Here is a 21,216-nt window from a genome sequence, read left to right on the forward strand (position 1 = left end):
GGCGGCATTGACCTCCAGGGGGTTTTTGATTATCCAAATCGTCCTGATATATAATCATTTGTTCTTTGATCATTTGGCTCTGAAAACATCACATTCGTATCATTGACCTCAACAAGCTCGCCCATCAAGAAGAACGCTGTTCGGTCGGATACCCTTGCCGCTTGCTGCATGTTATGTGTCACAATGGCAATCGTGTATTTCTCTTTCAGTTTCATGATCAATTCTTCAATCTTTAATGTTGAAACAGGATCAAGCGCAGATGTTGGTTCATCCATTAATAGAATATCCGGGCTTGTGGCAATGGCTCTTGCGATACAAAGACGCTGCTGCTGACCACCAGAAAGACCTAATGCAGGCGCACTTAATCGATCTTTCACTTCATCCCAAAGGGCAACATCACGAAGCGCTTTTTCAGCGATTTCTTTCAATTGCTGCTTGCTCTTCACCCCGTGAATTCTTGGTCCATAGACGACATTATCAAAAATAGATTGAGGGAATGGGTTTCCTTTTTGAAAGACCATCCCGACGTTTTTACGCAGTTCCACTAGATCGACACGGCCTTTTAAAATATTGTCACCATTATACATCATATCCCCGGTGATTTTCACACCTGGCACTGTTTTGACCATGAGATTTAAGGTCTTTATAAATGTTGACTTTCCGCAGCCGGACGGACCGATAATCGCTGTGACCTCATGCTCTTTAATGTCTAAATCAATATGCTTCAGTGCGTGATGTTGTCCGTACCAAAGGTTCATATCATTCACACGAAACACTTCTTTTTTGGCTGTTTCAGTTGCTACTGCATTCATCAAAATCCACCCGCCTTATCCGAATCGACCATTAATATAGTCTTCTGTTTTTTGCTGCGCAGGACGTGTAAAGATACGTTCAGTCGCATCGTATTCCACTAGATCACCGTTCAGGAAGAAGGCTGTATGATCAGATACACGTAACGCTTGCTGCATATTGTGTGTGACAATGACAATCGAATAATCATGTTTCAATTCCGATAATAATTCTTCGATTTTTGCATTTGAGATCGGGTCTAAGGCAGAAGCCGGTTCATCTAATAAAAGCACGCTAGGTTTCATCGCAAGGGTACGTGCAATACAGAGGCGCTGCTGCTGGCCGCCTGATAATGATAAGGCAGAGCGGTGCAAGCGATCCTTGACCTCATCCCATAGCGCTGCCTTTGTTAAGCTTTCTTCTACCGCATCATCAAGCACTGATTTCCTTTTTTCACCCGCATATTTTAGTGCATGCGTAATGTTATTATAGATGGATTTAGGAAATGGATTTGGCTTTTGGAAGACCATCCCGATTTCCCTTCTTAAATTCACCACATTAATACGGTCATCCAAAATATTTAGCCCTTCGTACATGATCGCCCCTCCACTTCGTGCACCTGGAATTAGGTCGTTCATGCGGTTAATGCTGCGTAAAAAAGTCGATTTTCCGCACCCTGATGGGCCGATTAATGCAGTGATTGCATTTTTTTCAATTTCAAATGAAATTTGATTGACTGCTCTTTTTTCACCATAATAAATACTTAAATCCTGCACCTGTAGAATCTGTTCCGCTTGAAGTGGAGCCTTTTTTGCTGCAATCTCTTTTTTTTCTGCTAGCATTTGAACCATATCCCCTTCACACCTCTCACTATTTATTTTGACGTAAGCTTCTTATGAATAAATGAACCAAGCCATCTAGCTGCTAAGTTGAATACTAATACAGAGAGCACAAGTACGGCTGATGCACCATTTGCAATGGCCTCTGCATCTGGAATAATCCCCTGTGTATTGACGTTCCATATATGAACGGCTAATGTTTCTGCCGGTCTAAAAATATTTAGTGGTGACGTATCGGAGAAAGGACTCCAGTTTGTAAAATCAAGACGCGGTGTTGAAAGACCTGCTGTGAAAAGAAGAGCAGCCGCCTCACCGAAAACTCTTCCCGATGCTAAAATCGCTCCGGTAATAATGGATGGAATCGCACCTGGGATCAGAACCGTCTTCACTGTATGCCACTTTGTCACACCAAGCGCAAGCGATGCTTCCTTTTGATCCTTCGGTACAGATCGAAGTGCATCTTCTGTCACCCTGACCATCACTGGCAGGTTAAAGACAGTCAGCGCAAGGGCTCCTCCGATGATCGTATAGCCCCATCCTGTTAAATTAACAAACATCAGCAAACCAAACATACCGATGACGATCGATGGCAGAGAGGATAACACTTCAATACATGTACGAATAAAATCGGTTACTTTGTTTTGAGGTGCATATTCTGCCATGTACACCCCGCCGCCCACGCCAAGAGGCACGGTAAACAGCATCGTAATAAATAGAATGTAAAACGAGTTAAACAGCTGATCCCTAATACCGCCACCAGAGCCAATCGCACTTGAGCGGGTAGTCAAAAAGTCAAAATTTAATTCTTTGGCACCGTTGAAGATGATATAAGAAAACAAGCCAACAAGTATCGCCGTGATAATGGCGGCACATAATCCAAAAACGATTGTGGCAAAACGATCGGTCATTTTGCTATTCATTAAATCTTCCTCCTAGATGACAAGTATCTGATAATGAGTATGAACATAAATGATACAACTAGAAGGACAAGTCCCATTGACCAAAGTGTATTGTTTTCAACACTTCCATACGTTGTATGTCCCATGTTTAACGTAATAATGGTTGTTAATGTACCAGCTGTGTCCATAATACTTTCTGGTAGATTACGCGTGTTTCCAATGACCATCTGAACGGCAAGGGCTTCTCCAAATGCTCTTGCCATTCCAAGCACGACCGCTGTCATTAATGTCGGCAGCGCTGCCGGTACAAGAACACGTCTGATCGTTTGCCATCTTGTTGCGCCTAATGCATACGATCCCTCACGTAAACTTTTTGGAAGTGAAGCCATTGCGTCAGTTGCAATGGATGTAACAGTCGGCAGAATCATAATAGACAGGACAATCGTTCCTGCTAACACACTGTGCCCTGAACCGCTTGACTTAAAATGTCCAATAAACGGCACCAATACTGTAAGACCTATGAATCCGTAAACAACGGATGGAATCCCTACAAGCAGTTCAATCACTGGCTGGAGAATTTTCCGTCCCCATGCAGGTGCAATTTCTGTCATGAAGATCGCTCCTGCGATGCCTAGCGGTGCTGCTATGAGTGCTGATAGAAGCGTGACAGCGATTGATCCAAAGATAAATGGAAATGCGCCGTATTGCGGATTTTCCGCTGTAGGGTTCCAATTGATACTGGTTAAGAACTCAATTGGGCTTACACCATTTACGATGAAAGATTGTAAACCCTTAATGCCAAGGAAGATTGTGATGGCAATTGATACAGCAATCATTAAGAATGCGCAAAATTTCACCAAAATACTTCCTCTTACTTCATCCATTTGCCTATTTTTTTTCGAGCTGATCAGTCGATCGCTCGCTTCTGTATGTTCTATCTGTTTCATCTTTTTCTACACTCCTATGAATGTCATAAAAGGAAAAGTGAAAAGCTCCACTTTTCCTTCATCATCAATTCAAGACCTTTTACTTATCTGTTTGTTTGCCTGTTGCGTCTCTTTCTACTTTCATATTAGAGACTGAGATGTAGCCTTGGTCTTTAACGATTTCTTTTTGTACTTCGTCACTCATCAAGTAATCTAAAAATTGTTTTGCTAAACCTTCTGGCTCACCTTTTGTATAAGAGTGCTCATATGCCCAAATTGTATATTTACCGCTTTCTACATTGCTTTCTTCTGGTTTCACACCATCAATGCTAAGCGGTGTAATTTTGTCATCTGTTAAATAAGAGAATGCTAGGTACCCAATCGCACCTGGTGTTTCTGCAATCAACTTTTTCACTGTGTTTGAAGAATCCTCTGTGATTCCTTCTGCAGGTGTCGCACCGTCAAGTGCATATTTCACAAATGTTGCACGAGTTCCTGATGAGTCTGGTCTGTTCACAAGTGTGATTTTTTGGTCTTTCCCGCCAAGCTCTTTCCAGTTTTTGATTTTACCAGTGAAGATTTTTTTCAATTCGTCCTTTGTGATGTCTTTGACACCAACTTCAGGGTTAACAGCTGCAGCCATTCCAACAACTGCTACTTTGTGGTCTTTTAAAGCTTTTGCGTCGATTCCGTCTTTCTCTTCTGCGAATACATCTGAGTTACCAATTTGTACAGATCCTTCTGATACTTGAGAAAGTCCTGTTCCTGAACCGCCGGCTTGTACTTGAATATCGGCTTTTGGATGTTTATCCATGAATTTTTCTGCTGCCGCAAGAACTAAAGGCTGCATCGCAGATGATCCTGAGATGGTAATGGAACCTGATGCCTCATCTTTGTTTGAAGCATTTCCTTTACTGTCTTTTGAATCTCCGCTTGAGCTGCTGTTTCCGCATGCTGTGACGAATGCTAACAATGCGATAGTAAGGAAAGTAAGCAGCCATAATTTGTTCTTTTTCATTTCAAGAATACCCCCTGAATAATTTGTCCTACGAGTAATACATTAAAGGTTCTTTATTAATTTCGTTTAAATGGAATGTTAAGGTTTTGTAAATGTCGAAGATTTGTAGAGAAATTGCGGGGTTTTTTATGATTTTTGTCAATTTATATCGAAAAGTTTGAAGAAAATATAAAAAACGCCCACAAAAAGTGAGCGTTTTTACCTAGAATAGGTCTAGTTATTTGTTTCTGCTTCATTTTCAATTTTGTTTTTGTTCTTCGCTTGTGTATCATTGCTTTCCTGTTTCGATTTCAGTTCAAAGTACTTGTCTAATACTTGTTCACCAATATCATTTGTAATCGGATAGCGCTGGTTGTAATCTTGATACACCCAAGGCACGACAACTGAAATCGCTACTTCTGGATTATCAGCAGGCGCATACGCAACAAGTGTTGTGTTATACGTTGGTGTGCCGCGTTTACTTTTAATCGGGCCGTCATAGAATGATTGAGCGGTCCCTGTTTTGCCAGCTGGATTGTATTTTTTGTTGCCAAAGTTCGAATATGCTGTCCCTCTTGGGTTCTGCATCACAAGCTTGAATCCTTGCTGTACGCGTTTGATCTCATCACTTGTCATATCGAGCTTATTCAGTACATCCGGCTTGACGGACTCCGTTACAGCCCCAATGCCTCTTTGCGGATCTGGCTCTCTCACTTCTTTTACGAGCTGAGGACGTAAACGATAGCCGCCATTGGCAATCGTTGAGACGTATTGCGCCATTTGTAGCGGTGTAAACGTGTCATATTGTCCAATCGCATAGTCAAGTAAAAGACCGGATTGTGTAGACGTTCCACGATAGCCAGTTGCTTCGTTTGGCAGGTCAATACCTGTCTCCACTCCAAGACCAAATTTACTAAAATTGTAACGGAACGTATCAAACGCCTTTGTATCAATTGGGAGCGGCTGATTCTTACGATATTCCCCTTTCCCAATTGCAATCGCTGTTTTAAACATATACACGTTTGATGAACGTTCTAGTGCGGTTAAATCATTAATGAGTCCCATATTTTGATAGGATTTTTTCGGCGGTGACTGAGCGATATAGAGCGGTTCATCGTATTGGGTGCTTCCAATATGAAGGACGCCTGTTTTATAACCTGTCAGCACAGTTGCCCCTTTCACTGCTGATCCCATCGCATATGATGATGTCATCGTTCCTAGTGCATAGTCATCAAATTTGTATGTCCCATTCTTATTGGTAATCTGTTTACCCGCAATCGAGAGCACTTCCCCATTTCTCGGGTCCATCATGACAACAAACGCACGATCAAGAAGTTCTGTGCCGCCTCTTTGCTTCGCACTTTTCAAGTTCTTTTCGATGATTTTTTCCACCGCTTTTTGCAGCTGAATATCAATCGTCAGCACAAGGTCTTTCCCGCTCTTTCCTTCTGTTAACACTTTAGAGCTTGTGACATTGCCTTCTTTATCTGTTGTACTTTGTTCTTTTTCTTTTTGACCTTGCAGGACATCTTCATATTGATATTCAAGATAGCTTTTTCCTACACGATCATTTCGGCTGTAGCCGAGTGATAGATAATGTTCAAGCAGTGACGACGGAAGACCTTCATCACTTGAAGACACACTGCCGAGCATACTGCGGAGAAGTCCTTTATAAGGATAGCTGCGCGACCAGTCTGTTGTGACATCTACACCTGGCAGCTCGTCCAAATGCTCAGAGACGTAAGCAATTTCACTTGGTTTTACATCTTCATTTTTAATGAATTGAGGCGTAAGTGCATAGCCTGCATCCATTTGTCTTTTAATCGCAAGCACTTGCAAATCTTTTTTCGTCAGTTGATTTAATTCCTTGTCTGTGATGCGTTTCAGCTGGAGCTCGTATAGTTTATCATCAGAGACCTTATCGTCACCCTTTAAATCGGCTTCTTTTTGAACAAGCTTTTTCGCTTCATTCGGATGGGTTAAGATCCAGAAATCTTTTTTATCACGATCTGTGATTTTCTTCGTACTTACGTGAATCATATCTGCTAATTTTGTTGCCACTTTGAGCCGCTCTTCTTGTGAAGTCGTCGAGGTTCTCGTATATGTAATGGCATTTAGCGCTTTATTGCTGACAATCGTGTTATAGTTTCGATCATAAATTTTTCCGCGCGGAGCAGATGAGCTGACATTCACGTCTTCTTGTTTTTCTGCCTGCTTTTTATAATCTTCTCCATTCACAATCTGCACAAAACCGAGTCTGACCACAACACCGGTAAAAATAATGAACGCAGCTAAAAATAATAAATTCAGCCGGATCGGAAGTGTTTTGCGCCCTTCCTTCGCGTCTTTTTTGTTTTTCTTGTTTCTCATCACATCACCTTTTCTATCAAGAAAGAAATGGCACCCCTTTTTGTGTATAAAAGGTGCCATCATCATTTTAGCGGTTTTTCTATCATTTATCTAGAAATTTGATGTTCCATTGGTAAGAAATTTTACCTTTCTCCCTTCATAAGGTTCGTTTGAGAAACAGGCTTTTGACCGTCAGCCTCTTCTATATCAGCTGTTTTCTCTTTTAAATGAATGTCCTTTACAAAATAATAAATAAGGGTGTGCCCCGCTCCGAGTACGACAAGTGAAGCAGGAATCCCAAGCCGATCGCCCAGTAAGGTGACAGATAAAAGAAAAAAGACAATCGAACAAATACGCCCTGCATTTAAAAATAGTTCTCTGACGACAATATATTCAATTCGGGCTTTTCTTGCATATCTGGCATGACCGATGACATCGTAAGTTAAAGAGACATACGGAACAAGCAGAAGCGGGTAGCCGATCGCAATGGCTACAGCGTACATAAGCAGTGATACATAGGACAAGTGAAAGACGATTAAAAATAAAGCGCCGTATAAAATAAGCCCGCCAAACATAATCGCTTTTTTACGCCATTTTTTCTTAATCAAACGGGTAGCAAAAAAATAGGCGAAAAAGGCAACACCTGAATTGACTAGACCAAATGTGCCTAAAGCAAGCTCACTGTTTGTTGCAATAAACACAAAGACACTGATTAAAAAGACAAACACGCCTTCACGGAGCCCCTGAAAAAAGTGAGCAGTTGTGATCTTACGCCAATTCTCGTCCGCATGGCGCTCTTTCCAAATTTGCTTAATGATAAATTTTCCTTTTGATTGTCTCCTCTTGAGGAAAAAACTCATCACAACCGCTAGTGAAAACAAAAAAAGCGATAAAGTGAAAATCACTGTATAGCCTGTATCATCCGTTAATTGAGAAATCACAATTCCTGCAATGAGCGGCCCAATCATACCAGCTGTAGAGGTAAGCACTCCTAAAAATCCATTAAAGAAATCCCTTGTTTCAGGTTCAGTAATTTCAAAAGTAAGCACGTTAAAGGCAAGCCAGTAAAAACCATAGCCGATTCCAAGCACACTGCCTAATAACACGAGCCGAGCTGCCGCTTGCTCTCCTGCCATGAGAACAATTAAGTAAAAAGCGGCTAAGAAGATGACACCGAAACGAAGGACAAATGCACGATCTATTTTTTTAGCGAGCCGACCAGCAAATAAAAAGGTAATGGGCTGAAGGACAACTATCGCCAAGTTATAAATCGCAAGGTCTGTAAATCGCCCAGACTGTTTCCATAAATACACGTTCACAAACGTATTCGAAAGCGCAATCGCAAGTGCGTATAATCCGCCAATCGTGAGGAGGAGCAATAAATCTCTTGTGACATCCATGTCCCCGAACATTTTCTTTAATCTGCTCATATCATTCATTCTCCTTTTCTACACAATAGTCTGTCTCATCAAAAGGCAGATATGTAAAAAAAGGAGGGAAAATATAAAAAGACCCGCTCTCAGAGAGAAGCAGGTCTTTTCAAATCAAATCATTTATTTAGCTTCGCTGTAAAGGCGAGCCACTTCATCCCAGTTCACAACATTCCAGAATGCTGAAATGTAATCAGGACGACGGTTTTGGTAGTTTAGGTAGTAAGCATGCTCCCAAACGTCTAGTCCTAGGATTGGTGTTTTTCCTTCAGTTAAAGGAGAATCTTGGTTTGGTGTGCTTGTGATTTCAAGTTTGCCATTGTTCACAACAAGCCATGCCCAACCAGAACCAAAGCGTCCTGCAGCTGCTGCAGCGAAATCAGATTTGAATTTTTCAAATCCGCCTAATTCTTTTTCGATTGCATCTGCAAGTTCACCAGTTGGTGCGCCGCCACCGTTTGGTGAAAGAAGCGTCCAGAATAATGAGTGGTTTGCATGTCCTCCGCCATTGTTACGTACAGCTGTACGAATGTTTTCAGGCACAGAGTTCAAGTTAGCCACTAGCTCTTCAATTGATTGATCTTCAAGAGCTGATACACCTTCGATTGCTTTGTTTAAGTTTGTTACATAAGTGTTGTGGTGTTTTGTGTGGTGAATCGTCATTGTTTCCTTGTCGATATGTGGTTCTAATGCATCGTAAGCATATGGTAATTCTGGAAGTTTAAAAGCCATGGTTAAATTCCTCCTTAGAAATGTATGTACTGAAATGCTTCCTTAGTAAGCAAGCAATTCACCCTAATCAAAGAGTATCAAAAGAAACGGCTTGTTTCAACGTTATTGCTCATGATCTGAAACATTTCAGTGTTTATTTTGTATTTAACCCTTCAGAAAGAGTGTTAAACACCGATTTTCCATTTAGCGAAGCACATAAAACAAAAAGATTCCCAGCATCAGTGCTTGAATCAACCCTTTTGCAAATACGCCTGACACAAAACCAATTAATGAGCCAAGCCCAACTTTCACACTTGTCTTCAGATCTTTTTGATGAACGAGCAGCTCTGCGATGACACTGCCGATAAATGGACCAATGATAATTCCAGCAATCGGAATCACAAAAGGACCGGCTAAAAGCCCAATGGTACTTCCCCAAATGGCCGCCCGGCTGCCGCCAAGCGTTTCACCCCAATCAGATTGGAGACATAATCCGCGGCAAATAACACAGCTGTAAACATGGCTTGAATGAGCCAAAAGGTGAGCGTCAATTTCTCAAAGCTAAAAAAGAGCCCATATAAAATAAACCCAAGAACCATGAAAACCACACTAGGAATGATTGGATAGACAAGTCCCACAAACGCAATGATAAATGCACAGCCGATCAAAATCCAATACAGCACGTCCAATCCGCTGCCGCCTCCTTTTTATATGCTGTATACATTATGCCTCATTCCTTCTATCTTAACCAGTAATGAAGGCCGTACTTGTACTGGATGGATAGACATTGATACAATGTGAGAAATAGAAAAGAATGTAGGAAGTGAATCGGTTGAACGTATTTAGTTTATTGTTAAAAGGAATTTATTCACCAAAAGATATTGCCAGAGCACGTTTTACTGGGATTGGAAAGGCCATTTTATTCATCTTTATCCTTTCGATCATCGCAGCTGTCCCCCAGGGCTATCATATGAGCAAAGAAATTTCAAATGCGATGTCAGGATTTCAACATGTGATTAAAAAAGATTTACCCGACTTTTCCATTGAAAAAGGAACGCTTCAAGCGGATCAAAGCACGCCGATCGAAAAAGAAGAAAATGGCATCACGATTATCTTTGATCCCAATGAAAAAATAAAATCAAGTGAGCTTGAATCAAAACAAACAGCCATTGCGTTATTGAAAGAAAAAGCAGTGATTGCCATTGACGGACAAATGACAGATATTCCATACCAGCTGCTTGGCGGAACACTCACAAAAGATGAACTTGCCAGCGTCACAAACCAGAATCAAGCGATCATTATCCCTGTCATTTGTGTCCTGCTGTACCTATCTACTGCTGCTCTCATGTTCATCAGCGCAACATTCCTAGCCATGCTTGGCACATTTATTAAACGAATGCAGCAAAAAGAGCTGTCCTTTCAAATGCTTTGGAAGCTCTCTGCCTATTCACTCACATTAACAACCGTCTTTTTCGCCATCATGAGTGCATTAAACACGCCGGTTGCGAACTCATTTTTATTAAATTGGGTGATTAACTTTATTTTCTTATATCTTGTCGTTAAAGAAATACCTGCCAAAAAATAAGCTCCCTCATTTTGAGGAGCTTTCAGATTGTTGACAAAGGGCTAAAATGTTGTTGATTTTAGCCCTTTGTCTTCTTTTCAGCGTGATAGAAAACCTTTGCAGTCTAGGAAGGACGAGCATCGGCGCGGAGCGAATTTGACATTCGTGAGCACCGAAGCGCAGGACTGACAAAGAATGCGAGGGTTTGTCTACACGCTGTAAGCTCCCTCATTTTGGGGAGCTTTTTTATTTGTTTTGACCCTATGACTCATCTGGATGGATGATCGCAAACAAATAGTGATCTTCCCACGTATCATTGATCTTTACTTTTTTACGATGAAGTCCCTCATTTTCAAACCCTGTCTTCTCAAGCACACGAATGGAACCAATGTTAGATGGTTTTACGCCAGCCTCAATACGGTGAAGGTACAGTTCATAAAAGGCATAATCGATAATCAAACGAATCGCCTCTGTCATATACCCCTTCCCGCCTTGCTTTTCATCAAGTACATATCCAAGCAAAGCCCCTTGAATCGGTCCTCTTTCAACAGAATTGAGTGAGATCGTTCCAATTAATGCATCTGTTTCATTTAAGAAAATACCGTGCATATAGGCTTCATCTTTTGCACGCCTTTGCATACTGCGGTTAATCCGTTCCTTTTGACGAGGTACAGTAAAAAAATCATCCTGAACCAAAGGAGTAAATTGCTGAAAATAAGTGCGGTTTTCTCGTTCAAGTGTTAATAGTGCTTCTGCATCACTTTCTGTTAGTGTTCTTACATATATATGCTGACTGATTTTCTTCATATACTCTCCCCCTGTTTTGATTTTATCATAATAAAGAAAGGGCTTAGGATTGCTTTTTCCAAACTTTTTTCACTTACAAGTCATACTAGAACTCACTAGAACCACCCTTCCTAGCTTTTCCACTCTTTTTTGTTCTATCAACTCAGGGACATGCATAATCTGAAGTAAACTCTTAAAAGCGGTGAGTAAAATGCGGCGAATTATTTTTTTACTAGTCAGTTTGTTTGTCCTCTTTATTATCTTTTTTGATTTAAAAAATGGAACGATCCCCGTTCAGGAAGGCCCTGCTGTTCCCGCCAGCGCCTTTCAAACAGCTGAAAAACAGGCATATAAAACTGTCACTGTTAAACAAGGTCAAACCGTCGTCTCTATCGTACATACAAGTAAGCCATTAGATGAAGTGATCGAAGACTTTGAAGCACTGAATCAAGGCGTCAAAGCGAACGAAATTCGGGCAGGCAGCACATACAAGTTTCCGGTCTATAAGAGATAAAACGTTAATTCCTTGTCATTCATACAAAGAGACTGTTACAATATGAGATGTAAAACACGTCGTACACTGCAAACGAATTGCATGTACACTAAGGAGCGATTGACAAGTGAGTGAAGTCACACATCGTACAAAAACGCGTCCCGTCAAAGTGGGACCTTTAACTATAGGTGGAAACAATGAAGTCGTCATTCAAAGTATGGCGACAACCAAAACACATGATGTCGAAGCGACAGTAGCTGAAATTAAACGTTTAGAAGAAGCTGGCTGTCAAATCGTGCGTGTCGCATGCCCAGATGAGCGTGCAGCAAATGCGATTGCGGACATTAAAAAACAAATCAACATCCCCCTTGTTGTCGACATTCATTTTGACTACAAGCTTGCACTGAAAGCGATTGAAGCAGGTGCAGACAAAATTCGTATCAACCCAGGAAACATCGGAAGACGAGAAAAAGTCGAAGCAGTTGTGAAAGCGGCAAAAGAAAAAGGCATTCCAATTCGTATTGGGGTAAACGCCGGTTCGCTCGAGAAAAAGATTCTTGATAAATACGGCTATCCAACAGCAGATGGTATGGTTGAAAGTGCACTGCATCACATTAAAATTTTAGAAGACCTAGATTTTCATGACATCATTGTCAGTATGAAAGCATCTGATGTAAACCTTGCGATTGAGGCATACGAAAAAGCAGCAAAAGCCTTTGATTATCCTCTTCATCTTGGGATTACAGAATCAGGTACGTTATTTGCAGGTACGGTCAAAAGTGCAGCTGGTCTTGGCGCAATCTTGAATATGGGAATTGGTAACACACTCCGTATTTCATTAAGTGCTGACCCGGTCGAAGAGGTCAAAGTGGCACGTGAATTATTAAAATCATTTGGCCTTGCATCAAATGCAGCAACACTCATCTCATGTCCAACTTGTGGACGAATTGAAATTGACCTCATTAGCATTGCAAATGAAGTCGAAGAATATATTTCTAAAATTAAAGCACCGATCAAAGTAGCTGTTCTCGGATGTGCTGTAAACGGTCCGGGTGAAGCGCGTGAAGCTGATATCGGCATCGCTGGCGCTAGAGGTGAAGGCCTCTTATTCCGCAAAGGTGAAATCGTTCGAAAAGTGCCAGAAGAAACAATGGTCGAAGAACTGAAAAAAGAAATCGATAAAATCGCTGAAGAACATTATGCAAAAATGGAAGCTGAAAAAGCAAAACAAGCGAACGCATAACAAAGAACGCCTGACATCACTGTCAGGCGTTTTTCTGTTCCTGTCCTGTTAAAAGAACGGGGTGATAAAGATGCCGAGGATGACGGAAACGATTCCGATCCCGATTGACCACGCGCCAAGCGCATGTGCTCCTTTTCTTCTTGCAATATAACCAACGACGATTGCCGCTACGCCTAATAGCACCGGCAAGACAAATAGTGAGATAATCGCAATCGCGAGTGCTGTATAGCCTATCCCCTTACTGCCTGAATCGTCACCTACATGGTCACGTTCTCTTCTGTCTTCACGATCTCTTGATGCTTGATATGGCTCTGCAATTTCAGCAGCTGTTTCTTCTAAATAGCCATCATCATTACTAAAGTGTGTGTCGATTTCACGATCATTTCTTCTGAAATCTTCGTCTCTTTCCATGATCAATTCCCCCTTTTGGTTAATAGAAAGGAGCTTTTTTAGTATGAGCAAAAATGTCTGTTTCATGTTTGCTAAAACTTGCTGGAATTGTGAATTGATTATGTTACACTTTAAGAGGATAAATATGAGGAGTGTGGGCATGTTACGTTTAGGAATTGATATCGATGGCACAGTCACGGCGCAGGACACCTTTGTCCCCTACTTAAATGAGTCGTTTCAATGTGACATCACACTAGATGATATGACGGAATATGATTTGACGAAGCTTTTAAAGATTTCAAATGAAGAATTTTGGGGCTGGATGAATGAGTATGAGCCTCTTATTTATAAACAGGCAAAGCCTGCCGAGGGTGCAAAAGAAATCCTCAATCAAATGAAACATCATCATCAATTGATTTATATCACAGCCAGAAGGCAGCATCACTCAGACATCACCTACAAATGGTTTGAGGAGAATCATGTCCATTACGACGATATCGAGCTTGTTGGCGGACATCATAAGGTGGAAGCTGTTCAAAAACATAAGATCGATGTGTTTTTTGAAGATCACCATGGCAATGCCACAATGATTGCAAAAGAAGCTGACATTCCAGTGATTCTGTTTAACTCACCGTATAATCAAATGCCAATTGATGAACGGATCATTCGCGTTAATAACTGGCAAGAAGCATCCCAATGGATCAAACAGTATGAAAAGCGTCTGCAAACTGCTTACTAAAACAGATCAAAAGCCGCCGATACGTTTTTAATGTATCGGCTTCAGATTGTTGACAAAGGGCTAAAATGAACTTGATTTTAGCCCTTTGTCTTCGTTTCAGCGTGATAGAAAACCTTTGCAGTCTAGGAAGGACTAGCATCGGAGCGGAGCGAATTTGACATTCGTAAGCACCAGCACGCAGGACTGCGGGCGAATGCGAGGGTTTGTCTACACGCTGAAGCCGATCCGTTTAATGTATCGACTTTTTGATTGTACGATAATGTCCTTCTTTTATTAAAAAATGATAAAGTGCACCCATCATACCTGCCTGATTGAAGTAATAGCACGTTTCCAGTGTCACCTGTATGTTTTTCCATGCATGCAAAGTATGTAAATGTTTCTCAATGTTTGGAATCAAATCGGGCCTTGCACTCACGCCCCCGCCAATGAGGATTTTCTCTGGATTGAGAACTGTTGCCACATTGTAAATACCAATTGCGATTCGTTTGTACCACTGATCGATCATCTTCTCAATGGCCGGATCATGCTTGGCTTTTTCAAAGATTTCTTGACCGTCGATTTGCTGACTTTGTGGAATGCCCTGCTGCTCTTTGTAGCTTCGTATCAATCCAGCTGTCGAAGCACTGCTGTTGAGTGTGGTAAACTGACCATTTTCTGTTTCTGTCAGCATCATACCAAATTCACCGCCGCGAAAAGAGGCACCGCGCACAAGCTCGCCACCAGCAAAAATACCACCGCCGACACCAGTCCCAAGCGTCATACATATAAAGCTGTCACACTCTTTCGCATGACCACTAAATTTTTCAGCCAGAGCTGCACAGTTCGCATCATTTTCTACTTCTACACGAAGTGATGTTTTTTCTTCCAAAAGCGTTTTGACATTTTGGCCATTTAAAGCAATAATCGCTCCTGCAAATTCCGTATAACCCGTTTGACTGTCAACAAAACCCGGAAGACTCATCGCAATCCCTTTGATATCCCAAGTCCTTTGATACTCTTTCACCACGTTCTCCATGTCCTCTAAAAACGGCTCAAGTTGTCGGCAGTTTGTTACGTAGTCGCCGCTCGTGATCAGCTCACCATTTCGATCCATGACCCCATGCTTTGTTTTTGTTCCGCCTACATCGAAAACAACATAATATGCCACCTTTGACCACTCCCCTATTTCAAAAGACTCAATGATGTTTCAATAGATGATCTATTGTTCTCATTTTAATGAAACAGCTATCCTTTGTAAAACGTTTTCAAGATCACAAAACAAAAAGCCAGCCCATCGGCTGGCTTCTTTCATGAATGAACTTCTTTCGGTTCGCAAGAAGGACACGTTCCGTAAATTTCAAATTTATGTCCGCTAATGTGATAATCCTCTAGATCAGCATCAAGCTTGTCCATAGGGCAAGCGTCGATTTCCTTTGTTTTACCACACGTCAAACAAATAAAGTGATGATGATGGTGGGAAAACGAACATTTAAAACGGAACAGTTTCTCCCCTGATAATTCCGTTGTCTCTAATATCCCAAGATCTTCATATAAAGACAGGTTTCGATAAATCGTATCAAAACTAAGCCCTGGGTAATCTTCACTTAATGCTGTTAATACATTTTTAGCGGTCAAGTATTTATCAGAATCAGAAAACAATTGAAGCATATCTTCACGTTTGCTTGTATATTTATAGCCTTTTTCCTTTAATAAATCAAGCGCTTCTTGTACGTTCATGATGATTCCCCCTTCTGAATTTCCCAATACTAATACACCCGATTAAAATCAAGATAGACAGCATCACAATGGTTCCACCCGGCGCTAAATCAAGATAATAACTTAAAATCAAGCCGACCATGACAGACAATTCCCCAAATAAGATGGAAAGGAAAATTGCCTGTTTAAACCCTTTGGCAATCCGAATACTTGCCGCAACTGGCAGTGTCATGAGTGCGGACACTAGGAGTGTACCGACAATACGCATCGATGCTGCGATGACAAGTGCAACGACTAAAATAAAAATAAAATGAATCCACTTAGCTGAAATACCAGAAGCCTTCGCATGTTCTTCATCAAAAGAAAGCAAAAACAATTCTTTATACAAGAGCACAACCACTAATACAACGACAAGTGAGATCCCAACAATAATCCAAAGATCGAGTCTTGAAACCGCACTGACACTTCCGAACAAATAACTGAACAAATCTGTATTAAAACCATTTGCAAGTGAAATGAAAATAACAGAGATCCCAATACCACCCGATAAAATAATGGGAATCGCCAGCTCCTGATAATGTTTATACACAGAGCGCAGACGTTCGATAAACAATGAGCCAGCCACAGAAAAAGCCATTCCTAAGTAAAGCGGGCTAACCCCTGTCAAAAGTCCAAACTTTTTATCAAGGAATAAACTTGCCGCTATCCCAGCAAGTGATACGTGACTAAGCGCATCTGCGATGAGAGAGAGCCTTCTCACGACAATAAATACACCAAGTAAGGGCGCAATAAAGCCGATCAGCATACCTGCGATAAACGCATTTTGTAAAAATTCATAATGAAAAAATGGAAATAGCATTATTCATGTCCCCCATGATGGTGATGATCGTGATGAATCACTTGAATGTCATGCCCGTAAAACTGAGAAAGCGCCTGATCATCCATCGAATCAAACGTTTCCGCATCTCCATGAAAATGAAGTGTCTGATTTAAACAAGCCACATGCGTGACTTTGTCAGAAACGGTTCCTACATCATGTGTAACGAGAATTAAAGACATTCCTTTTTCTTTGTTCAATGTTTCTAACAGCTGATAAAAGCCCTCTACTGTTCTTTGGTCTACACCCACAGTCGGCTCATCTAAAATAAGCAGCTTCGGCTGACTGACGAGTGCACGGGCAATAAATGTACGCTGCTGCTGACCGCCTGAAAGCTCACCAATGTTTTGGTGTTTTAAGTCTTGTATACCAACTGAGCGGATCGCCTCATCTACTTGAAGCTTATCCTGCTTACTCATGCGTTTGAATAAACCAATCTTCGCCGTTAAACCACTTGCCACGACCTCGTATACAGAAGCAGGAAACCCTGTATTAAAGCTATTCGCCTTTTGAGAAACAAATCCAATTTGATCCCAGTCTTTAAATTTTTGAGCAGGTGTGCCAAAGAGCTTCAATTCTCCCTGCTGGGGTTTAATTAAGCCAAGCAGGCATTTTAATAAGGTTGTTTTACCAGATCCATTCGGTCCAACAAGTGCTAGAAAGTTTCCTTCCTCTACTGTTAAATGAATGTGATCGATGACATTTCGCTGTCCATATGAATACGAAATGTCCTTCATTTCAATAATTGGCTTTGCCATAAATCTTTCCACCTTTAATCCAATATAAAAAGAATGATTACGATTTATACAACAAAAAGAAAATGGCAAAAGCCATTTTCTTTTTCCATACATACATTTCATTATATAAAAGAAAGATAAAAAAGTAAAATAAAAGCTAATGAATGGCTGTTTTGAATTTACCGCCTTTTGTTTCATGCGTATCCATAATCGTAATAAAGGCTTGACCATCAATTTCAAACACGATAGATTTCAGCTTCGTAATTTCAAGTCTTGTCACGACGGCGTAAATGACATCTTTTTCTTCATCGGTATAACCGCCTTTTCCTCTAAGTTTGGTGGTTCCCCTGCCGAGACGATGGAGGATCGCATCTGAAATTTCATCATAATAATCCGAAACGATAATGACAGCTTTTGTTTCATCTAGTCCTTGAATGACAGCATCAATTGTTTTCATTGCCAAATAATATGTCATGACAGAATACATAGCTTGCTCCGGTCCGAAGACAAAGCCCGCCCAAATAAAAATGAACACATTGACGATCATGACAAACTCACCGACGGAGAAAGGAATTTTTTTCGTCAGAAGAATTCCTAAGATTTCCGTTCCGTCCATTGAGCCTCCATTCCGTATCACAAGCCCAACGCCAAACCCGAGTAACAGCCCTCCAAATACAGTAGCTAAAATCGGCTGCGTCGTAAATGCTTCTACATGATGAAGTGAAGATTCAATCACGGCCAAGCTGACAATCCCAATCACAGTGGAAACCAAAAAGGTTTTCCCAATATGTTTGTATCCTGATATCATAAATGGAATATTTAAAATGACAACAATCGTCGCGAAATTAATGAATGGGTTATCAGTAAAAAGATAATCCAAAATAAGCGAAATACCGATGATGCCTCCATCAATAATATTGTTTGGCACTAAAAATAATTCAATGCTGACTGCTGCACATGCAGCTCCTACTAGAATCAGAAAAATTCTCAAAATAAAATGAGGCACTGATTCCTTTTTATGCTGTTTACTATTTGCCATACGTTCTCCCTTCTACACATGTTTAGTTTTCAATGAACATTTTATTCACTTTACTATTTTATCATTTCACAGAGTAAAATAAAATTTTTTGCACATTTTCCGTTTTCGCCCATACATTGATACAGAGGGGAGGAATGGAATTGATTTTAATTCAAAAAATTGTGTTGCAGCGTCTGAATCAGATCACAGCAAATGACTTGTTAAGGTATGCAAAACAGTATGGGGTCAGCTTAACATCCAATCAGGCTGCAGAGGTCGCCAAACTTATGAATGGGAAAAACGTCAATATTTTTAATGATGCAGAGCGCAACCGGCTGCTTAAGCAAGTGGAAGCGATTACGTCTAAACAGACAGCACAGACCGTCAATGATCTGTTTAATCAATTCACAAATTAGGCAAAAAAGGGCCGCATTTAGCGGCACCTCATCACATTGCATGCACTTTTTATTGACCCGTAATCTTATCTAGTAAACCTTCATCAAATTGCTTTTCTTTCAGCATCGCAATTTCAAATTTGTAAGGTGGTTTCTTGTTCTTTTTATCTTCACCTACATAAGGCGTTTCTAGAATCTTCGGCACATCTTGAAGCTGTGGATGATGAACGATATAGCTCAGGGCATCAAAACCAATTTCTCCAAAACCGATATTTTCATGTCGGTCTTTTCTTGCGCCTTGTACATTTTTACTATCATTAATATGAAGAACTTTGATTCGGTCGATCCCGACAATTCGATCAAATTCTTCTAATACTCCATCAAAATCACTCACAATGGGATAACCTGCATCGTGCGTGTGACACGTATCAAAGCAAACAGAAAGTGCTTCGTTATGTGTCACACCGTCAATAATTTGGGCAAGCTCTTCAAAGCTTCTTCCGCACTCTGATCCTTTTCCCGCCATTGTTTCCAGCGCAATTTGAACCTCCTGCCCCTTCACAATGACTTCATTGAGACCTTCAATGATTTTTTGAATTCCTGCATCTGCACCTGCTCCGACATGCGCTCCTGGATGAAGAACAATTTGTCTTGCACCTAGCGCTTCTGTACGCTCTATCTCAGAGCGAAGGAAGTCCACTCCAAGCTCAAATGTCGCTGGATTCACTGTGTTCCCAATATTGATAATATACGGTGCATGAACGACGATATCTGTCATACCATGCTCTTTCATATGCGCTTGTCCAGCTTCAATATTGAGATCTTCAATTTTTTTACGGCGCGTATTTTGTGGTGCACCTGTATAAATCATAAAAGTATTTGAACCATAAGAGGCAGCTTCCTCACTCGCTGCAAGTAGCATATGTTTTCCGCTCATGGATACATGTGATCCAATCTTCAACAATGTGTCCCCCTACTTTCCGTTACGCTTTGACTTTCTACGTTCTTGTCTTTTGATTTTATCCATCTCACGTGTCATTTTCTTTTTATATCCAGGTTTGACGGCTTTCGGTTTTCTGACAAGACGTTTTGCTTTTTCTTCAATTTCATTTGGTGCTTTTTTACGTCTTTGACGCTTCAAACGATCATCTGCATCTCGCCATTCGCCATGAACAATCGTTTTGTTTTCAAACACAACACCCATTTTTTCAATTTGAACGAGTGCATCCTCATCAGCAAGATCATAAATGGTCATTGCAATGCCAGATGAACCAGCGCGAGCCGTTCTTCCCACACGGTGAACATAAAAATCAAGATCGGATGGGAGCTCATAGTTAATCACGTGGCTGACGCCCTTAATATCAATCCCGCGGGCAGCAAGATCAGATGCCACAATATAGGTGAACTCCAAATCTTCAATTTGTTTCATCACTTTTTTACGTTCACGAGGCGTTAAACCACCATGAAGTACCCCAATTTTCATTCCTTTTTCCTGTAGGAATGAGGCAATTTCATCAACAGTTGATTTCGTATTGGCAAAGATGATCCCTAAATAAGGCTGTACATTCGTCACCATTTCATGAAGTAATTTTAATTTATCACGTTGTTTAGATGGAACTAAAATATGCTGAATGTTTTCAGCCGTAATGCGTTTCGGTTCAACATGTGCATATTTCGGATTATCCATATATTTTTTGAGGAAAGGTTTTAATTTTTCTGGAATAGTTGCTGAGAACACGAGCATTTGCAACTGTTCTGGCATTTGTGAACCAATACGATCCACATCTTCTAAAAAGCCCATATCCAGCATAAGGTCGGCTTCATCAATGACAAGAGATGTTGCTTTGTACACATTCAGCGCTTGCTCATGAATAAGATCAGCAATACGTCCAGGAGTGCCGACCACTAAGTGCGGCTGATTCTTTAGCTTTTGAATGGATTTCTGCTTGTCCGTTCCGCCAATGTAAAGCTTTGCCTTGATTTCTTCTTCTGGAGGCGTATTTTTTAAGATCGTTTGTGCTTCTTTAAAAATTTGATTCGCTAATTCTCGTGTTGGTGCAGTAATGACCACTTGTACTTGCTCTTTGCTTGGATCAATTGAATGAATAAGCGGCAATAAATACGCATGGGTTTTCCCTGTCCCTGTTTGAGACTGTCCAATCACGCTTTCACCTTTTAAAACAGCAGGTATGATTCTTTTTTGAATATCAGTCGGCTCATAAAAGCCCAGTTCATGAATAGCATCTATAATAAAAGACTTTAATTCATATGTCGTAAATTTCGTTTCTTTCATGTTTTCACTCCTTAAGGCAATGCCTTTTTGCTCATCTCTTCATTAT

The 21,216-nt window shown here is 40.8% G+C and carries 22 protein-coding genes and 1 pseudogene; 5 read left to right on the forward strand and 18 right to left on the reverse strand.

Annotated elements, in window-relative coordinates; translation table 11 throughout:
- Positions 1 to 29: 29 nt before the first annotated feature.
- The 9 genes and pseudogenes from pstB (M2353_RS11815) to M2353_RS11855 all read right to left on the reverse strand — a co-directional run bounded on the left by pstB (M2353_RS11815) (position 30) and on the right by M2353_RS11855 (position 9,629).
- Positions 30 to 812 carry a phosphate ABC transporter ATP-binding protein PstB gene (pstB, locus tag M2353_RS11815; protein ID WP_017367606.1) on the reverse strand — a complete coding sequence of 261 codons (783 nt, stop codon included), beginning with the start codon at positions 810 to 812 and terminating at the stop codon, positions 30 to 32.
- A gap of 15 nt (positions 813 to 827) precedes the next feature.
- Entirely contained in the window at positions 828 to 1,640 is an 813-nt protein-coding gene (gene pstB / locus M2353_RS11820) for a phosphate ABC transporter ATP-binding protein PstB (protein WP_425332875.1), read from the reverse strand.
- Positions 1,641 to 1,663: 23 nt separating this feature from the next.
- The gene (pstA, locus tag M2353_RS11825) at positions 1,664 to 2,548 is read right to left on the reverse strand and encodes a phosphate ABC transporter permease PstA (RefSeq protein ID WP_007501259.1); all 885 of its coding nucleotides are present in this window, start codon (positions 2,546 to 2,548) and stop codon (positions 1,664 to 1,666) included.
- Positions 2,548 to 3,474, reverse strand: coding sequence for a phosphate ABC transporter permease subunit PstC (gene pstC, locus M2353_RS11830; RefSeq protein WP_017357999.1), 927 nt, complete (start codon positions 3,472 to 3,474; stop codon positions 2,548 to 2,550). The genes pstA and pstC overlap by 1 nt, the downstream gene beginning before the upstream one ends.
- A gap of 79 nt (positions 3,475 to 3,553) precedes the next feature.
- Entirely contained in the window at positions 3,554 to 4,471 is a 918-nt protein-coding gene (locus tag M2353_RS11835) for a phosphate ABC transporter substrate-binding protein (protein ID WP_017367609.1), read from the reverse strand.
- Positions 4,472 to 4,684: 213 nt separating this feature from the next.
- Positions 4,685 to 6,820, reverse strand: coding sequence for a peptidoglycan D,D-transpeptidase FtsI family protein (locus M2353_RS11840; protein WP_017358000.1), 2,136 nt, complete (start codon positions 6,818 to 6,820; stop codon positions 4,685 to 4,687).
- Positions 6,821 to 6,942: 122 nt separating this feature from the next.
- Positions 6,943 to 8,229, reverse strand: a complete 1,287-nt coding sequence (locus M2353_RS11845; RefSeq protein WP_008342348.1) for an MFS transporter — start codon at positions 8,227 to 8,229, stop codon at positions 6,943 to 6,945.
- Between the two features lie 123 nt (positions 8,230 to 8,352).
- On the reverse strand, positions 8,353 to 8,961 hold the full coding sequence (gene sodA, locus M2353_RS11850) for a superoxide dismutase SodA (RefSeq protein WP_007501264.1): 609 nt from the start codon (positions 8,959 to 8,961) through the stop codon (positions 8,353 to 8,355).
- A 183-nt stretch (positions 8,962 to 9,144) separates the two neighbouring features.
- Positions 9,145 to 9,629: pseudogene (locus M2353_RS11855) on the reverse strand (DUF456 domain-containing protein).
- Between the two features lie 143 nt (positions 9,630 to 9,772).
- On the opposite strand from M2353_RS11855, the gene M2353_RS11860 reads away from it, so the two are divergent.
- The gene (locus M2353_RS11860; RefSeq protein WP_061419598.1) at positions 9,773 to 10,525 is read left to right on the forward strand and encodes a DUF1189 domain-containing protein; all 753 of its coding nucleotides are present in this window, start codon (positions 9,773 to 9,775) and stop codon (positions 10,523 to 10,525) included.
- 240 nt (positions 10,526 to 10,765) lie between these two features.
- Here M2353_RS11860 and M2353_RS11865 read toward each other — a convergent pair whose 3' ends face one another.
- The gene (locus tag M2353_RS11865) at positions 10,766 to 11,311 is read right to left on the reverse strand and encodes a GNAT family N-acetyltransferase (protein WP_284725470.1); all 546 of its coding nucleotides are present in this window, start codon (positions 11,309 to 11,311) and stop codon (positions 10,766 to 10,768) included.
- A gap of 190 nt (positions 11,312 to 11,501) precedes the next feature.
- Between M2353_RS11865 and M2353_RS11870 the strand changes: the two genes are divergently transcribed.
- Positions 11,502 to 11,804, forward strand: coding sequence for a hypothetical protein (locus M2353_RS11870; RefSeq protein WP_007501268.1), 303 nt, complete (start codon positions 11,502 to 11,504; stop codon positions 11,802 to 11,804).
- 106 nt (positions 11,805 to 11,910) lie between these two features.
- Positions 11,911 to 13,026 (forward strand): flavodoxin-dependent (E)-4-hydroxy-3-methylbut-2-enyl-diphosphate synthase, encoded by a 1,116-nt coding sequence (ispG, locus tag M2353_RS11875; protein ID WP_008342357.1) that lies wholly within the window; start codon positions 11,911 to 11,913, stop codon positions 13,024 to 13,026.
- 48 nt (positions 13,027 to 13,074) lie between these two features.
- On the opposite strand, the gene M2353_RS11880 is transcribed toward ispG, so the two are convergent.
- Positions 13,075 to 13,437: a DUF308 domain-containing protein gene (locus tag M2353_RS11880; RefSeq protein ID WP_008342359.1), complete on the reverse strand. Its 363-nt coding sequence runs from the start codon at positions 13,435 to 13,437 to the stop codon at positions 13,075 to 13,077.
- Positions 13,438 to 13,576: 139 nt separating this feature from the next.
- Here M2353_RS11880 and M2353_RS11885 point away from each other — a divergent pair, with 139 nt between their 5' ends.
- Positions 13,577 to 14,155: a 5' nucleotidase, NT5C type gene (locus M2353_RS11885; RefSeq protein ID WP_008342361.1), complete on the forward strand. Its 579-nt coding sequence runs from the start codon at positions 13,577 to 13,579 to the stop codon at positions 14,153 to 14,155.
- Positions 14,156 to 14,384: 229 nt separating this feature from the next.
- On the opposite strand, the gene M2353_RS11890 is transcribed toward M2353_RS11885, so the two are convergent.
- From M2353_RS11890 to M2353_RS11910, 5 genes are all read right to left on the reverse strand, one after another.
- Positions 14,385 to 15,302: an ROK family protein gene (locus tag M2353_RS11890; RefSeq protein ID WP_284725471.1), complete on the reverse strand. Its 918-nt coding sequence runs from the start codon at positions 15,300 to 15,302 to the stop codon at positions 14,385 to 14,387.
- Between the two features lie 140 nt (positions 15,303 to 15,442).
- Entirely contained in the window at positions 15,443 to 15,871 is a 429-nt protein-coding gene (zur, locus tag M2353_RS11895; protein WP_003217433.1) for a zinc uptake transcriptional repressor Zur, read from the reverse strand.
- Positions 15,849 to 16,709, reverse strand: a complete 861-nt coding sequence (locus tag M2353_RS11900; protein WP_007501274.1) for a metal ABC transporter permease — start codon at positions 16,707 to 16,709, stop codon at positions 15,849 to 15,851. Before M2353_RS11900 ends, zur begins: the two co-directional genes overlap by 23 nt.
- Positions 16,709 to 17,485: a metal ABC transporter ATP-binding protein gene (locus tag M2353_RS11905; protein ID WP_008342368.1), complete on the reverse strand. Its 777-nt coding sequence runs from the start codon at positions 17,483 to 17,485 to the stop codon at positions 16,709 to 16,711. Before M2353_RS11905 ends, M2353_RS11900 begins: the two co-directional genes overlap by 1 nt.
- Positions 17,486 to 17,621: 136 nt before the next feature.
- On the reverse strand, positions 17,622 to 18,503 hold the full coding sequence (locus M2353_RS11910) for a YitT family protein (RefSeq protein ID WP_017367617.1): 882 nt from the start codon (positions 18,501 to 18,503) through the stop codon (positions 17,622 to 17,624).
- Between the two features lie 140 nt (positions 18,504 to 18,643).
- Here M2353_RS11910 and M2353_RS11915 point away from each other — a divergent pair, with 140 nt between their 5' ends.
- The gene (locus tag M2353_RS11915) at positions 18,644 to 18,898 is read left to right on the forward strand and encodes a DUF2624 domain-containing protein (RefSeq protein WP_008342377.1); all 255 of its coding nucleotides are present in this window, start codon (positions 18,644 to 18,646) and stop codon (positions 18,896 to 18,898) included.
- A 49-nt stretch (positions 18,899 to 18,947) separates the two neighbouring features.
- Here the strand turns inward: M2353_RS11915 and M2353_RS11920 are convergent, their stop codons facing one another.
- Both M2353_RS11920 and M2353_RS11925 read right to left on the reverse strand, forming a co-directional pair.
- Positions 18,948 to 19,841, reverse strand: a complete 894-nt coding sequence (locus tag M2353_RS11920; protein ID WP_017358005.1) for a deoxyribonuclease IV — start codon at positions 19,839 to 19,841, stop codon at positions 18,948 to 18,950.
- Positions 19,842 to 19,850: 9 nt separating this feature from the next.
- Complete coding sequence (locus tag M2353_RS11925; protein ID WP_024718822.1) at positions 19,851 to 21,170, reverse strand: DEAD/DEAH box helicase; 1,320 nt, start codon at positions 21,168 to 21,170, stop codon at positions 19,851 to 19,853.
- Positions 21,171 to 21,216: the final 46 nt, after the last annotated feature.

The organism is Bacillus aerius (genome assembly GCF_029894105.1).
Taxonomy (GTDB): domain Bacteria; phylum Bacillota; class Bacilli; order Bacillales; family Bacillaceae; genus Bacillus; species Bacillus altitudinis.

What these genes read in the sequence shown, in the direction of transcription:
- M2353_RS11910 (WP_017367617.1), bottom strand. Translation starts at nt 18,503, where the DNA reads ATGGCAAATAGTAAACAGCATAAAAAGGAATCAGTGCCTCATTTTATT.
- M2353_RS11840 (WP_017358000.1), bottom strand. Translation starts at nt 6,820, where the DNA reads ATGAGAAACAAGAAAAACAAAAAAGACGCGAAGGAAGGGCGCAAAACA.
- M2353_RS11925 (WP_024718822.1), bottom strand. Translation starts at nt 21,170, where the DNA reads ATGAAAGAAACGAAATTTACGACATATGAATTAAAGTCTTTTATTATA.
- M2353_RS11845 (WP_008342348.1), bottom strand. Translation starts at nt 8,229, where the DNA reads ATGAGCAGATTAAAGAAAATGTTCGGGGACATGGATGTCACAAGAGAT.
- M2353_RS11835 (WP_017367609.1), bottom strand. Translation starts at nt 4,471, where the DNA reads ATGAAAAAGAACAAATTATGGCTGCTTACTTTCCTTACTATCGCATTG.
- M2353_RS11880 (WP_008342359.1), bottom strand. Translation starts at nt 13,437, where the DNA reads ATGGAAAGAGACGAAGATTTCAGAAGAAATGATCGTGAAATCGACACA.
- M2353_RS11885 (WP_008342361.1), top strand. Translation starts at nt 13,577, where the DNA reads ATGTTACGTTTAGGAATTGATATCGATGGCACAGTCACGGCGCAGGAC.
- pstB (WP_425332875.1), bottom strand. Translation starts at nt 1,640, where the DNA reads ATGGTTCAAATGCTAGCAGAAAAAAAAGAGATTGCAGCAAAAAAGGCT.
- pstA (WP_007501259.1), bottom strand. Translation starts at nt 2,548, where the DNA reads ATGAATAGCAAAATGACCGATCGTTTTGCCACAATCGTTTTTGGATTA.
- pstB (WP_017367606.1), bottom strand. Translation starts at nt 812, where the DNA reads ATGAATGCAGTAGCAACTGAAACAGCCAAAAAAGAAGTGTTTCGTGTG.
- M2353_RS11870 (WP_007501268.1), top strand. Translation starts at nt 11,502, where the DNA reads ATGCGGCGAATTATTTTTTTACTAGTCAGTTTGTTTGTCCTCTTTATT.
- M2353_RS11905 (WP_008342368.1), bottom strand. Translation starts at nt 17,485, where the DNA reads ATGGCAAAGCCAATTATTGAAATGAAGGACATTTCGTATTCATATGGA.
- pstC (WP_017357999.1), bottom strand. Translation starts at nt 3,474, where the DNA reads ATGAAACAGATAGAACATACAGAAGCGAGCGATCGACTGATCAGCTCG.
- M2353_RS11900 (WP_007501274.1), bottom strand. Translation starts at nt 16,709, where the DNA reads ATGCTATTTCCATTTTTTCATTATGAATTTTTACAAAATGCGTTTATC.
- sodA (WP_007501264.1), bottom strand. Translation starts at nt 8,961, where the DNA reads ATGGCTTTTAAACTTCCAGAATTACCATATGCTTACGATGCATTAGAA.
- zur (WP_003217433.1), bottom strand. Translation starts at nt 15,871, where the DNA reads ATGAACGTACAAGAAGCGCTTGATTTATTAAAGGAAAAAGGCTATAAA.
- M2353_RS11865 (WP_284725470.1), bottom strand. Translation starts at nt 11,311, where the DNA reads ATGAAGAAAATCAGTCAGCATATATATGTAAGAACACTAACAGAAAGT.